Origin of the sequence: Mycolicibacterium doricum (assembly GCF_010728155.1) — a bacterium.
Classification (GTDB): domain Bacteria; phylum Actinomycetota; class Actinomycetes; order Mycobacteriales; family Mycobacteriaceae; genus Mycobacterium; species Mycobacterium doricum.
This window is the reverse complement of the sequence record NZ_AP022605.1, coordinates 3,879,241-3,893,808: the sequence shown is the minus strand read 5'-3', so window position 1 is coordinate 3,893,808 and position 14,568 is coordinate 3,879,241. Positions and strand designations below refer to the sequence as shown.

Here is a 14,568-nt window from a genome sequence, read left to right as displayed (position 1 = left end):
GCCCGTTTGTTCACTCGTCGCCAAAGCTGTTATAGCCTGGCCCCATCATAGGTGACGTGGTTATAGCTTTTAGCCCAAACCTATAGTAGGCGGTCTAGTTGGTATAGCTTTGTCACCCCGCGCGGTACCAGGGGCGTAAGGCGGGAGCAAGCCGGAAGATCTTGTCTGGTCGCGCTGTGAGGTGTGCAATGCCTGTCGGGGCGCTGTCGTAGCGTTGGTGCCCTTCACACGCGACTGAGAAGGGGCACGCAATGGCTGTCTCCAGCGCCGTGAAGGTTGTCGCAGGAAGTGTCGGCGGATTGGGTGTCCTGTTTTCCCTCGTCGGGTTACTTGCCTCGAATCGATGGGCAGACCCAACAACGACGTGGGCCGCAATGGCGTCCATCGCCACCGTGGCCGCTGCGGTGGTCGCAATCTGGACGTTGATCGCACTAAAGGAAGACAGCGCCGAGCGGACGCGCCCGGTGATGGTGGCGCAGTTAAGTCCTGCAGTGCTCAGCAGCACCGCAGAGCTCATTGTCAGCAACACCGGGCAGTCCGTAGCGGTCAACGTCGACGTCAAGTTCAATCCCCCGCTACCTGTCCTCGAAGGGGAGGATGCACTCAATTTGGTACGCCGTTCCTGCAGAGGCTCTACAGCAGGACGATTCCGACGTTCGCCCCGGGCATGGTGATGAAAAGCGACTACCAGGACGCGGAAGACCGAGATGAGCCCGTTCCTGACGACTTCTCCATCACGTTCCGGTACTCGGACATGCGGGGGCGTAGGTACGAGGACACCTACGAGCTGTCCCTGAGCACCTTGCTGGACCAGACGGGCTCGTATCCGGCTAACACGGATGACAACGGGATGCGGCGGCGACTAGTCAAGGCGCTAGAGGCGATTGCCCGCGGCGTAGGCCGACACTAAGCGTCACTGCCCCCGGAGGTCAGGGAGCACTGGGCAATGTCATCAGCGGCACTCGTGCCTGGGAGAGGTGTCGCGGATCTGGTCGCGCACCGCGGTTTGGCTGTAGCCGAACTGGGCGCCGTTGATGGTGACGCTTTGATCGATTGTCCGTCCACGTTCGCGCTGGCGGATCAGCCGGCTCATCGGTGCGGCATCGATCGCAGAGGGGCGCGGACATTGCGGAGCTGCTGGTTTTGGACCTGACCAGCGACTTCGGTTCTGGAGTAACCGAAGTTGCCGCCATTGATCGCCACCGACATGTCCACCGGGCCTTGATTGCCAGGTCCTAGTGCACCCTTCTGCCCCGACGTGACCGCAGCCAACCCCTCGAGGACGCCCGACCCTCCACCGGATGAAGGTAGAGCGGGCATGAACTGGCCGGGGGCATTAGTCCGCCCACCGGTGTTCAGTTCGCCGAACGCCTGCGGAACCATCGACAGGATGCTCGACAAGCCACCCCCGTCACCGCCCATGAATCCAGGAAGGGAAGCGCCGTCCCCACCACGCGTGGCTCCGGTGTCGCCGATGTTGAGACCCATGAGGCCCTTGAAAACCTTGAACAGCCCGAACTGAGTGGGGTCCTTGAACAGGTCGCCGATACCGGCGATCTCGAACATGCCAGACATGATGTCCTGCCCGAGCTGCGCCCCTCCGCCGAAGGCTTCTTCCTTGGTGGGCATGACGTACACAGGGTTCTGCTTCGTCCCGGTCAGGTGATCCTGGTACGGGGTCGCCGCGGCCGAGTCGGCACCCGGATAGGTGTAGGTCGGCTCCGGATAGGCGGCAGTGATCGGCATGGCATTCGATGACACCGGGTGGCGCATAGCCGGACTTGGTAGCGGTGGTCTGGGTTGTTGGTAGCGGAGTTCTGGATAGCTGGTAGCGCCGGTTGTTGGCCGCTTTGGTCTCCTTGCTGACGGCGGCGCGCTGGGCGTCGCCGTTTGTCTGCGAGGAGGCAGATTTCGTCGAGCTCGCTGGTGGTGTAGCCAGATGTGATGAGCTGTTCAGGGACCGAGCTGATGAGCGGGGGTTCTTCGTCGGCGACGCCGGGTCGGGGACCGTACATGCGGCCGGTCTCGTTGAGCAGCCGGAACATGGATCGGTACTGGTAGTCCGACAGGATGCCGCGCTCGCGGGCGCGGGCAACCAGTGAGGCCACGCTCGCCCCCCAGGTGAGGAGGAGCTCATCGAGTTCGTGGACGGTACGAATGGAGACCCCGTCCAGATCGAAGGCGATGTCGTCGATCGGGGCGAGGAATTCGGCTGCGAAGGCTGTGGCCCGTCGTTCGGTTTCTAATGGGCTGACCAAGGTCATCGCATCCATCACGAGGTGGCCGAGTTCGTGGGCGAGAGTCATCCGCATGCGGTCTGGTGGCATGGCTGCGTTGACATACACCGCTTCGGGTCTCCGGATCGGCTGCGGGCAAGACCATCGTTCCGCACAGGTCACAGCTCGCCAAGGCGCTCAAACGGCTGAAGGACAACCCCGCCGCGACGGATCTAGGGCAGGACGAGCACCGAGACCGATGAGGAGTTGATCTGTGACGGGGTGTTGAGGAAGCGCCAGTCGCAGCAGTGGAGTGGTCGTCGGGTAGTAAGAGCTCGACCTCGTGCGCGAACCGGCGGCGTGCCATCGCCAACCGATGAGGTCGCCAGGCTCCGCGCCGAATGTGAAAATGCGCGAGCTAGCATCCAGGCGTGGCGACAGGCGATTACGATCCTGAACGTGGCAATGGCACAAGCGCTCGCTGCCATCGCTGACGACCCCGGGCAACCCGCCACTGGATAGCCACCGGAACCGGTGAGTGCTGACATCGTCACGTTCTCATATAGGAATGTCATTTGCCACCGCTCATTCGACGCGCATGCAGCACCGAGGAGACGGATTACCTGGTTCGAACGGTTGTTCGACTATCATGTGGCGGTTATACCGCCGAGGTCCGACATCTTCGGGACGCTCGCACAAATCAATTCACAGCCAGGGTTGGCTTGCGGGAGCGCGTGGCAACGATCAGCGGACTTCGCCCGCAAATCAAAAGTGGAGCCACGGGGAATCGAACCCCGATCTGAGCCTTGCAAAGGCCCCGTTCTACCGTTGAACTATGGCCCCGTCACGGACATGACCGCGACGGTATCACCGCTGGTCATCTCCTCTTTCTTCGCGCTCTACTGCAGATAATCTTCGAACTCCTGACAGCTGCCTTGCAAAGGCAGCGCTCTACCAACTGAGCCAAGGCCCCTCGCGAGTCAGGCTGACTGCTCGTCGAGCGCGTGCCACACCTCTGGGCCGTGCCGTGACCGCCACACCAAGACCGCCACCGCCGCCGCAACAAGCACCAGAACGAACCGCACGGTGCCCCCTTCCAGCGAGCCTGGCCGGTGTGACGACCAGCCTGTCCAGTGGGCCTAGGAGGACTCGAACCTCCGACCTCTTCGTTATCAGCGAAGCGCTCTAACCGCCTGAGCTATAGGCCCGTAGTCGCATATGGACGAGCAGCGAGATTACCGTAACCGCGCCGCTGTCCCCAAATCCCTAGTCGCGGTCGGCCAGCGTCACCTCGACACCACCCACGAGGTCGGTGGTCAGGTTGTAGATGAACGCCCCGGCGGTGGCCATCGCGGTGAGGATCACTATGTTGACCAATCCGACAAGCGCGGCACCGCCAAAGATGGTGCCGCTGGAGACCAGCTCGCCGCCACTGGACCCGCTCGCGCTGGTCAACAGGTCGCCGACGTTGCTGTTCAGCTTGCTCCAAACCCCCATGCCGCCGAGGACAAGGTACAGGAAGGCCACCGCGATCATCCACACGAAGAACAGCGCCACCGACAGCACGAGCGACACCTTGAGCGCGCTCCACGGGTCGACCCGCCGGATCTGCATGCTGGCACGGACTGGACCGCGGGCGGCCCGATGACCAACCTGGGCGCGCGCGGCGGGCCGGGTCGACGGTTCAGCCGTCGACCCGTCGGCCACCGGCTTGCGCTGCGGCGGCCGCGGCACGGGACCGGACAGGTCCGGCAGCTCGCTGGGGTACGCCTCGAGCCGCGCAGCGTCGCCGCGTTCGGACGTCCGGACGAACGCGCCAGAAGCTTGCGTCTCCTCGGTCGGCGCCGAACCGCTCACCGGGAACCGGCTCGTGTTCCTGGCCTCGGCGCCGGGGGCGTGGGTGGCGGATCCGCCACGACCCGACTCCCGGGCCGGCCCGCCCTGCGGTGGGCGGTTGGGGCGGCCACGCTGCCAGGGCGGGACGTCCCCGCCTTCGGTGCCGACCCGCCCCGCCGAGCTGGCCGGCGAACCGTTGTCACGGCCGGCCCCCGGCGCAGCAGAGCCGTTCCCGCCTCCTGGGCCGTCGCCCCCGCGCGGGAATCCCGGCTCGTTCGGTGCACTCACCTAAGGCTCCTCACTGATCAGACCGCATCCGGGTCGGTGTTGACCTCGTCGGTGCTGTCGCCCGCCTCGGCGTTGCGCGCGATGGCAATCAGTGTGTCGCCCTCACCCAGGTTCATCAAGCGAACGCCCTTCGTCTGCCGCCCGGCCTTCCGGACCTGGCGGGCAGCCGTCCGAATGACACCGCCACCCGAGGTGATCGCGTACAACTCCGCGTCGTCATCGACGACCAACGCCCCGACAAGATTGCCACGTCGGCGGTCGTACTGGATCGTCAGGATGCCTTTTCCGCCTCGACCCTGCGGCGTGTACTCCTCGATCGAGGTGCGCTTGGCGTAGCCACCGCTGGTCGCGACCAGTAGGTAGGTGTCCGGTCGCACCACATTGAGGGACAGCAGTTCGTCGTCGGCGTTGAACCGCATGCCCTGCACACCGGAGGTGGCCCGACCCATCGGCCGCAGCGCCTCGTCGGTCGCGGAGAACCGGATCGACTGACCCTTGGCCGACACCAGCAGCAGATCGTCCTCGGACGAGCACAGCACGGCTCCGACCAGTTCGTCACCGTCACGCAGGTTCACCGCGACGATGCCGCCGGACCGGTTGGAGTCGAACTCGGTCAGACGTGACTTCTTGACCAGTCCGTTGCGGGTCGCCAACACCAGATAGGGCGCATCCTCGTAACTCTTGATCTGGATGACCTGTGCGATGCGCTCATTGGGCTGGAAGGCGAGCAGGTTCGCGACGTGCTGGCCGCGGGCGGTGCGGGAGGCCTCCGGCAACTCGTAGGCCTTCGCCCGGTACACCCGGCCCTGCGTGGTGAAGAACAGGATCCAGTCATGGGTGGAGCACACGAAGAAGTGGTTGACGATATCGTCCTGCTTGAGCCCGGCGCCCTGCACGCCCTTCCCGCCGCGCTTCTGGCTGCGGTACAGGTCGGTCTTCGTGCGTTTGGCGTATCCGGTCTCGGTGATGGTGACAACCACGTCCTCGCGGGCAATGAGATCCTCGTCGCTGACCTCGCCGTCGGCGGGCACGATGCGCGTGCGGCGGTCATCGCCGTACTTGTCGGCGATCTCCTTGAGTTCCTCACGCACGATCGCTCGCTGGCGTTCCGGCTTGGCGAGGATGTCCTCGAGGTCGGCGATCTCGGCTTCGATCTTGGCCAAGTCATCGACGATGCGCTGGCGCTCGAGGGCGGCCAGGCGCCGCAACTGCATGTCGAGGATCGCTTGGGCCTGGATCTCGTCGATGTCGAGCAGTTCGATCAGGCCGGCCCGCGCGATGTCGACGGTCTGCGACGCCCGAATCAACGCGATGACGTCGTCGAGGGCGTCGAGCGCCTTGACCAGGCCACGGAGGATGTGGGCGCGCTCGTTGGCCTTGCGCAGCCGGTACCGCGTGCGCCGCACGATCACGTCGAGCTGGTGGTCGACGTAGTAGCGGATCAGCTGGTCGAGACGCAGCGTGCGGGGGACACCGTCGACGATCGAGAGCATGTTGGCCCCGAAGCTGGTCTGCAGCTGGGTGTGCTTGTAGAGGTTGTTCAGCACCACCTTCGCCACGGCGTCGCGCTTGAGCTCGACGACGATGCGCAGACCGACACGGTCGCTGGACTGGTCCTCGATGTTGGAGATGCCGGAGAGCTTCCCGTCGCGGACCTGCTCGGCGATCGAGGTGATGAAGTTGTCGTGGTTGACCTGGTACGGCAACTCGGTGATCACGATTCCGGTGCGTCCACGACTGTCCTCCTCGATCTCGACGACGCCGCGCATCTTGACCGACCCGCGGCCGGTTCTGTAGGTATCCTCGACGCCTTGGCTGCCCACGATCAGACCGTGGGTGGGGAAGTCAGGACCCTTGATGCGCTCCATCACCGCGGCGAGCGTCGATTCCTCGTCCGCCTCGAAGTTCTCCAGGCACCAGTACACGGCCTCGGCAAGCTCACGCAGGTTGTGCGGCGGGATGTTGGTCGCCATGCCGACCGCGATACCGCCCGAACCGTTGGCCAGCAGGTTCGGGAACCGGCTTGGCAGCACCGTCGGCTCCTGCACGCGGCCGTCGTAGTTCGGGATGAAATCGACTGTTTCCTCGTCGATTTCGCGCAGCATCTCCATCGCCAGCGGGGTGAGCCGCGCCTCTGTGTTGTGACTGACGAAGCCGTTCGTGACGAATGAATGGTCTTCCGTATCGACACGGAGGCTGTACACCGGTTGAATCCCCGCCTCGACCACCGAGGCGACCGTGGCGTAGTAGAACCGCCCGTCGGTCAACTCCGATGCGATGGCACGCACATCCGGATCTGCGATGTGGCGCAGGATCTGGGCGCCGTCACGCTGCCACCGTGAGATGCGATCGATGTTGTGGGTACGCAGCCATTCCTTGTCGGCCCACCGCCCACCACTGTGTTTGCGGATGAAACGCGCCAGCCCCGGCACGAGGTCGCGGTCGAGACCTGCAGCTTCGCGGGGAAGCGCGGCCATCATATCGAGCAGCCTGGTTTGTTTCGCTCCCCCGAAGCCGATCTGGCGAGCAAACAGCCCAGCCTGGGCGCGGTTCGTGAGCACCACCTTGTATTGGCCCACGGCGTGGCGATACCGCCGGGACACGATGCCGAACTCCAGCAACATCTGCTGGACATCAGCCGCTAAGCGCTCGCTCCGCGTCGAGTACGACACCTCAACGGTGCTGCGCGGCAGGTTCGAGCAGGAGCCGTCGCCCTCGAACAACGCCTGAAGGAAGACCCGCTTCACGGCGACCGGCGACTGCCAAATCCACTCCGGTACATACTTGTCGGCCGAACGCTGACCAATTGCCGCCCCGAGCCGCGACGCGCGAAGGGCCTCGAGATCACGGATGTCCAGCTCGTGCAGAAGCGAACCAGACGCGATCCTGCGACTCGCGACGGCCCGCGGACCACCCACAACAGCGTCGTACGCAGCGACCACCATGTCGAAGAAATCGCGATCGAGATTGCTGAAGCCGGCACGCTTCTCCGAGACGAAGCCCTCGCTGATGAAGGCGCCCGCGAGCAGTCCTTCCAGCGTCTCTTGCCAATCGGTGGGTCCGAATTCCACCGGCGCAGTCCGCTGAAGCACCACCGCGTCACCGGCCTGCACCTCCTCGACCAGCTTCCACAACAGCGTCGGGACACCGCCCACATCCACCAGACAAAGCAGCGGGTGATTCGCGGTGCCGGTGACGGTGTAGCCCTCGGAAGTGGTCACCTTGTACGTCTGATGCTCGCCGGAGTGGAAAAGCCGGTCCGCGGTCACCGGATCGCCGTGGCGGTCGACGACCTTGAGCTCAATCGCGTTGTCGGAGTTCGGATTTGCTCCCGGCATCACGTCACCGATCCGTACGGACTGCCCCAGCGGCAAGCGCACCAGCGCATCACCGGTGACGCAGTACCGCATCGCGGCCGGCGGATCGTTGCCCGGCGAACCGAAGTTGCCCTGTCCGTCGACCAGCGGGTAGCGCAGTGACCACGGCTGGGCCATGCGCACCAACGTGTCGTAGATCGACGCGTCGCCGTGCGGATGATAGTTACCCATGGTCTCGGCAACGGAACGTGCCGATTTCGCGTGTCCACGGTCCGGGCGGAAACCGGAGTCGAACATGGCGTACAGCACGCGCCGGTGCACCGGCTTGAGCCCGTCACGGACCTCGGGCAGCGCACGCCCCACGATCACGCTCATCGCGTAGTCGATGTAGCTGCGCTGCATCTCCTGCTGGATGTCGACCGGCTCGATGCGGTCTCCCGCTTCGTCGCCAGGAGGCAACGTGGTATCAGTCATCGGTGAGTTCCTAAAGTGATGTGACGTCGGCTAGACATCAAGGAAGCGGACGTCTTTGGCGTTGCGGGTGATGAAGCTGCGCCTTGCCTCGACGTCCTCGCCCATCAGGATGGAGAACAGTTCGTCCGCGGCGGCCGCGTCGTCGAGGGTGATCTGGCGCAACACCCGCACCGACGGGTCCATCGTGGTTTCCCACAGTTCCTTGGCGTCCATCTCGCCCAGGCCCTTGTACCGCTGGATGCCGTCCTCGACATTGATTCGCTTGCCCGCGGACCGCCCCGCTTCCAGCAGACCGTCGCGCTCGCGGTCGGAGTAGGCGAATTCGGGTGTACTGCGCTGCCATTTCAGCTTGTACAGCGGCGGCTGCGCCAGGAAAACGTGACCGTTCTCGATCAGCGGCTTCATGAACCGGAACAGCAGCGTCAGCAGCAGCGTCGAGATGTGCTGTCCGTCGACGTCGGCGTCGGCCATCAACACGATCTTGTGATACCGCAGCTTGCTGAGGTCGAACTCGTCGTGGATACCGGTGCCTAACGCGGTGATGATTGCCTGGACTTCGGTGTTCTTCAGCACGCGGTCGATACGCGCCTTCTCGACGTTGATGATCTTGCCACGCAACGGCAGGATCGCCTGAAACATCGAGTCGCGGCCGCTCTTGGCCGAGCCGCCGGCCGAGTCGCCCTCCACCACATAGAGTTCGCACTTGCGCGGGTCGGTGGAGCGGCAGTCGGCGAGCTTGCCGGGTAGGCCGCCGATGTCCGTCGCGCTCTTGCGCCGCACCAGCTCCCGCGCCTTGCGTGCCGCCAATCGGGCCTGAGCCGACGAGACCGCCTTGCTGACGACGGTTTTTGCCTCCGCGGGGTTGGCCTCGAACCAGTGGCTGAGCTGCTCATTGCAGATCTTCTGCACGAACGACTTGACCTCGGTGTTGCCCAGCTTCGTCTTGGTCTGGCCCTCGAACTGCGGCTGGGACACCTTCACCGAGATGACGGCGGCCAGGCCCTCGCGGATGTCGTCACCGGTGAGGTTCGGGTCCTTGTCCTTGAGCAGCTTCTTGTCTTTGGCGTACTTGTTCACCACCGAAGTCAGCGCCGTGCGGAAACCTTCTTCGTGCGTACCGCCCTCGTGGGTGTTGATCGTATTGGCGAACGTGTGCACCGACTCGGAATAGCCGGCGTTCCACTGCATCGCGATCTCGACCTCGTGACCCTCACCCCTACCGTCGAAGTCGATGACGCTGGGCTGGATCGGGGTCTTGGTGCGGTTGATGTGCTTGACGAAGTCCACCAGCCCGCCCGGATAGTGGAACACCCGGTGCTTGACCTTCTGCGGTTTGGCCGCCTCGGAGGACTTATCCTCGGCGCTCCTGGGTGCCTCCGCGTGATCGCTGACGACGTCGTCGACGACCTCTTCGGCGGTGACTCGCTCATCGGTCAGTTCGATGGTGAGGCCCTTGTTGAGGAACGCCATCTCCTGCAGCCGGCGGGCGATCGTCTCGAAGTCGTAGCTGGTGGTTTCGAAGATGTCGGGGTCCGCCCAGAAGCGGATCGTCGTACCGGTCTTCTTCGTCTTCTGACCCTGTTTGAGGGTTCCCGGCACGGAATGGTCGTAGGTCTGGAACCACTCGTACCCGTCCGTGCGGATGTCGGCTTCGAGCCGGGTGGACAGCGCGTTGACCACCGACACCCCCACGCCGTGGAGGCCGCCGGACACCTGGTAGGCGCCCTGTTCGAACTTGCCGCCGGCATGCAGGACCGTCATCACCACGTCCACGGTCGGGATGCCGGTGGAGTGCATGGCGACCGGAATGCCGCGGCCGTCGTCAGTCACCTCGACGCCGCCGTTCTCGAGGATCCGCACCTGCACCTTGGTCGCGAAGCCGGCCATCGCCTCGTCGACGGCGTTGTCCACGACCTCCCAGACCAGGTGGTGCAGACCTCTCTCGCCCGTCGAGCCGATGTACATGCCCGGACGCTTACGGACCGCCTCGAGTCCCTCAAGGACCTTGATCGAATCCGCGCCATACACGGCCGGAGCATTCTTCTTCTGGGCAGCCACGTTGGACGCGTCTCCTCGGGGTTCGCGGGCGAACGGTCGACGGACCGCCGCGTAGTTCCTCTCCAGTCTACCGGCAGATACCGTCAGGACTGACACTGCGGCGGCGTTTTCACCCATCTATCCGTGCCGTGTGCGGAATTTCTCGAAGTTCGGTGCGTCTGGACCCCGAAGCAGCGGCCTTGGGGACCTCAGGCGGCTCTCAGCGCACACTTGTGGACGGCTCTCACCCGTATGTGTCGCGGGGCCCGCGGCCTGCGATGTGATACCGGCCCTTACGCCACGACGGCGCGGTGGGGCCGGTGATCTTCAGGGACGTGACGACCCCGTCACCGACCGCAGCGGCGATCTTGGCCAGCAGCTGCGACTGCACCATCCGCAGCTGCGTGGCCCACGCCGTCGATTCGGCGGCGACCGTCAGCACGCCCTCGCGCAGGGAAGTCGGTGTGGCGTGTTCGGCGATCTGGTCACCGACCACCGTCGACCACTGACCGAACACCGCACCTTCGGCGACCCGGGCCGACCAGCCTCGGGTCCGGGCCAGGTCGCGGGTCGCGGCACCGAGCGTCTGCGGGTCGCGGGAGTCGGGGCCCGGCCCCGACCAGCTTCGTCGCCGTCCTGTGCCGGGGACCCGGCGAGCGGGCGAAGTCCGTCCGCGGCCCACATCCTTACCTTGACTGCGTGCCGCGCCGCGAGCCTCCTCGAGCGTGCGGCGCACCAGATCCATCCCTTTGAACCCGGACAGGTGCGCCGGGGGGCCGTCCCCGTCCCGGTCGCCGTCACTCATGGCCCCACCATCGACACGCGCCCATCGTCGTCGTCCTGCATGTGGATCATGATCGGCCGCGCATCCCAGCCGGCGGGGATGTCCTCGGCCACCGCCGCGGTGACGATCACCTGCTCAGCGGATGCGGCGACCTCGGCCAGAGCGCGCCGCCGGGCGGCGTCGAGTTCGGCGAACACGTCGTCGAGCAGTAGCACCGGATCGCTGCCGTCGGTGCGCAGCAACTCATAGGCGGCCAGCCGCAGCGACAATGCCATCGACCACGATTCCCCTTGGCTGGCGTAACCTTTGGCCATTTGGTCGCCGAGCCGCAACTCGAGGTCGTCACGGTGCGGGCCGACCAGGCACACACCCCGTTCGAGTTCGGCGTCACGGCGCCGAGCCATCGCGTCGAGCAGCGCCGCCTCGTAGTACTCGACGCTGACGTCGTCCTCCGCCTCGATGCTGGTGCGATACCGGATGGCCGCGGGCCGCGAACCGGGCGCCAGAAGTTGGTAGGCCTTCTCGACCTCCGGCGCGAGGTCATGCACGAGGTCCGCACGCGCGGCCATCAGCAACGCGCCGTGCGCGGCGAGGTGACCGTCCCAGACGTCGAGGGTGTCGAGCACGCTGCGATCACCGCGGTACCGGGCCGCCGCGGCGCCTTTCAACAGTGCCGTGCGCTGCCGGATGACCCGGTCGTAATCGGCCCGTACACCGGCGATGGCTGGACGACGGGTGGTGGCCAGATCGTCGAGATACCGGCGACGTTCCCCTGGGTCGCCGCGGACCAGCGTAAGATCCTCCGGTGCGAACAGCACCGCACGCAAAACCCCGAGCACTTCCCGCGGGCTGCGCACCGGCGAACGGTTCAGCCGCGCCTTGTTGACCCGTCCTGTGGTGACCTCGAGGTCGACGGCCAACTCACGCCCCTCGTTGACGACGATGGTCGACACCACCGCACGCGATGCGCCGGCCCGAATCAACGGTGCGTCCGACGCCACCCGATGAGAACCCAACGTAGCGCAATACCACAGGGACTCAATGAGATTCGTCTTACCGAACCCGTTTGGGCCGATAAAGACGGTGCGTCCGGGCTCCAGTTCCAGGTCGGCACGCGCCCAGGACCGGAAGTCGGTCAGCGTCAGGTGCCGGACGAACATCTCATTGCTCCTCGCGTCCAGAGCATCTCATTGCTCCTCGCGTCCGCAGCATCTCATTGCTCCTCGCGTCCGCGGTAGCTATCCCGACTTGCTGATCCTGTGGACGGCGTGCCCGCCGAACTGGTTCCGCAACGCCGAGACCGCCTTCATGGTGGGGGAGTCCTCTTGACGCGAGGCGAACCGCGCGAACAGCGACGCGGCGATCGACGGGACCGGCACACGAAGCCGGATAGCTTCCTCGACCGTCCACCGGCCTTCGCCCGAATCCTCAGTGTAGCCGGAGATCTCGGTGAGCCCGGGGTCTTCACGAAGAGCCTTGGCGAGCAGCTGCTGCAGCCACGACCGGACCACCGTGCCGTTCGTCCACGCCTGGTACACCGCCTGGGGGTCGCTGATCAACTCCTCAGCGGCGAGCAGCTCGTAACCCTCGCCGTAGGCGGTCATCAACGCATACTCCACGCCGTTGTGCACCATCTTGGCGAAGTGGCCCGCACCGACGGGCCCTGCGTGGACGAAGCCGTCCGCCCGGTCACCCGGGGGGCGCAGCGTGTCGAAGATCGGCATGACCCGCTCGATGTCGGTGTCGTCACCGCCGACCATGAGCCCGTAACCCTCCGCCAGACCCCAGATACCGCCCGACACGCCCGCATCGATGAAGCCTATTCCCTTGTTTCCCAACAACTTTGCGTGCGGCCCATCCTCGGTGAATCTCGAGTTACCGCCGTCGATCACCAGGTCGCCCGTACCCAGGGTGTCGGCCAGCGAGACGATCGTGTCGTGGGTGACCGGACCCGACGGAACCATCACCCACACCACCCTGGGAGCCGACAGCGCCTCGGCCAGCGCACCGAGCGACGGAACGTCGCTGACTTCCGGCCGAGGGTCGTACCCGACGACGTCGTGTCCGCCGTGACGCAGGCGTTCGCGCATGTTGAAGCCCATTTTGCCGAGCCCCACCAGACCCAGTTGCATGTCCGCCCCTCTTGGTCGGTTCAGACCGGTCAGCCGGGAAGCCGTACCGGCATCAACAGGTAAACGTAATCGGTGTGCATGGCCGGGAACGGGCCTGCGCCGCCACCGGTGTCCTCGTCACCCGCCGGGCGGAGGACCGCTGGCCGGCTCGGTGTGGTGAAGCCGAATGTCACACGCGCGGAATGCAACGATCCGAGCCCGTCGGTGAGGTAGGTGGGGTTGAAGGCGATGGTCAGCGGGTCACCGGAGAAGGCGACGGCCAGGTCTTCCTCGGCGCGGCCGACGTCGTCGGCACCGGCGGACAGCCGCAGCACGTCGTCGGCGAACTCCATGCGAATCTGGGCACCGCGGTCGGCCACCAACGCGACGCGCTTGATCGCCTCGGTGAGTTCGGCGACGCCGATCGTGGCGACGGCGGTGTGCTCGTTGGGCAGTAGCTGCCGGAACTTCGGGAACTCGGCGTCCAGCAGGCGGGTGGTGCTGCGCTTTCCCTCGCTGCGGATACCGAGCAGACCCTCGGTGCCGACGGCCGCGCCTGCCCCGAGCGCGAGGTGCACCTCGGTGCCGTCGCTGCCGGCCTTGGCGGCCTCGGCGAGGGTCTTGGCCGGAACCAACACCGCCGCCTCGACGTCGGGGGAGCTCGTCGCCCAGGTCAGCTCGCGCACCGCCAACCGGAAGCGATCGGTGGCCGCCAAAACCACGCTGTCACCGGTGATCTCGACACGGATACCGGTGAGCATGGGCAGAGTGTCGTCACGGCCGGCGGCGACCGCCACCTGGCCGATGGCCTCGGCGAACAGGCTCGCGCCGATCATCCCGGTCTCGTCGGGCAGCGCGGGCAGCGCCGGGTAATCCTCGACCGCCATGGTCGGCAGCGAGAACCGGGCACTACCACAGGTCAGCGACACACGCGTGCCCTCGGCACTGACGTCGACGGGTTTGGCCGGCAGCGCCTTGGTGATGTCGGACAACAGCCGGCCCGACACCAGAACGCTTCCCGGCGAAGCAATTTCGGCTGCGACGCGGACCTCCGCCGACACCTCGTAGTCGAATCCGGAGATCGTCAGCCCGTCGTCGTCACCGGTGAGCAGCACGCCGGCCAGGACGGGAACGGTCGGACGGGTCGGCAGATTGCGGGCCACCCAGGCCACGGCATCGGCGAAGTCCTCGCGTACCAGGCGGAACTTCAGGTCGGTGTGACCCGCCGTCGTCGGCACCACGTCCATAGCGTCCCCTCGCATAACACCACAATGAGCTTCTACCAGCGGTTTCACCAGCGCCTCGGAACGCCTCGCCCTGATGCGTCTCGACGACCGTAACGGCTGTCGATGAACCACCGTAGAGGTTTCCACTCGAACTTGAAAGCTAATCGATCGGTCCGACAACGAGCGCACTCCGACAGCGTCGGGTGCGGCGATCGGGTGTGTCCCCAAAGCCTGTGTTCTTAGAAGAGAACTACAGAGATATACAAGCAACAGTAGTAG

General features: G+C 65.4%; 11 protein-coding genes and 2 tRNA genes. 1 reads left to right on the top strand and 12 read right to left on the bottom strand.

Going from position 1 to position 14,568, the window contains the following annotated elements; genetic code table 11:
- The first annotated feature begins 251 nt into the window (after positions 1-251).
- Entirely contained in the window at positions 252-674 is a 423-nt protein-coding gene (locus G6N07_RS19040; protein WP_133055575.1) for a DUF8453 domain-containing protein, read from the top strand.
- Positions 675-952: 278 nt separating this feature from the next.
- On the opposite strand, the gene G6N07_RS19035 is transcribed toward G6N07_RS19040, so the two are convergent.
- From G6N07_RS19035 to dnaN, 12 genes are all read right to left on the bottom strand, one after another.
- Positions 953-1,093: a hypothetical protein gene (locus tag G6N07_RS19035; protein ID WP_163784281.1), complete on the bottom strand. Its 141-nt coding sequence runs from the start codon at positions 1,091-1,093 to the stop codon at positions 953-955.
- Complete coding sequence (locus tag G6N07_RS19030; RefSeq protein ID WP_085192519.1) at positions 1,090-1,746, bottom strand: hypothetical protein; 657 nt, start codon at positions 1,744-1,746, stop codon at positions 1,090-1,092. The genes G6N07_RS19035 and G6N07_RS19030 overlap by 4 nt, the downstream gene beginning before the upstream one ends.
- A complete protein-coding gene (locus tag G6N07_RS20610) occupies positions 1,659-2,345 on the bottom strand; it encodes an ImmA/IrrE family metallo-endopeptidase (protein ID WP_263858050.1) in 687 nt (228 codons plus the stop codon). The genes G6N07_RS19030 and G6N07_RS20610 overlap by 88 nt, the downstream gene beginning before the upstream one ends.
- Before the next feature lie 643 nt (positions 2,346-2,988).
- Positions 2,989-3,059, bottom strand: a tRNA-Ala gene (locus G6N07_RS19020).
- A gap of 291 nt (positions 3,060-3,350) precedes the next feature.
- Positions 3,351-3,424: transfer RNA gene (locus G6N07_RS19015), tRNA-Ile, on the bottom strand.
- 58 nt (positions 3,425-3,482) lie between these two features.
- Positions 3,483-4,340, bottom strand: a complete 858-nt coding sequence (locus tag G6N07_RS19010; RefSeq protein WP_085192518.1) for a DUF3566 domain-containing protein — start codon at positions 4,338-4,340, stop codon at positions 3,483-3,485.
- A gap of 17 nt (positions 4,341-4,357) precedes the next feature.
- Positions 4,358-8,131: an intein-containing DNA gyrase subunit A gene (gene gyrA / locus G6N07_RS19005; RefSeq protein ID WP_085192517.1), complete on the bottom strand. Its 3,774-nt coding sequence runs from the start codon at positions 8,129-8,131 to the stop codon at positions 4,358-4,360.
- 30 nt (positions 8,132-8,161) lie between these two features.
- The gene (gene gyrB / locus G6N07_RS19000) at positions 8,162-10,189 is read right to left on the bottom strand and encodes a DNA topoisomerase (ATP-hydrolyzing) subunit B (RefSeq protein WP_085192516.1); all 2,028 of its coding nucleotides are present in this window, start codon (positions 10,187-10,189) and stop codon (positions 8,162-8,164) included.
- Between the two features lie 223 nt (positions 10,190-10,412).
- The gene (locus G6N07_RS18995) at positions 10,413-10,973 is read right to left on the bottom strand and encodes a DUF721 family protein (RefSeq protein WP_085192515.1); all 561 of its coding nucleotides are present in this window, start codon (positions 10,971-10,973) and stop codon (positions 10,413-10,415) included.
- Positions 10,970-12,112, bottom strand: a complete 1,143-nt coding sequence (gene recF, locus G6N07_RS18990) for a DNA replication/repair protein RecF (protein WP_085192514.1) — start codon at positions 12,110-12,112, stop codon at positions 10,970-10,972. Before recF ends, G6N07_RS18995 begins: the two co-directional genes overlap by 4 nt.
- A 78-nt stretch (positions 12,113-12,190) precedes the next feature.
- Complete coding sequence (gnd, locus tag G6N07_RS18985) at positions 12,191-13,084, bottom strand: phosphogluconate dehydrogenase (NAD(+)-dependent, decarboxylating) (protein WP_085192513.1); 894 nt, start codon at positions 13,082-13,084, stop codon at positions 12,191-12,193.
- A gap of 29 nt (positions 13,085-13,113) precedes the next feature.
- A complete protein-coding gene (dnaN, locus tag G6N07_RS18980) occupies positions 13,114-14,304 on the bottom strand; it encodes a DNA polymerase III subunit beta (RefSeq protein WP_179960056.1) in 1,191 nt (396 codons plus the stop codon).
- Positions 14,305-14,568 lie beyond the last annotated feature (264 nt).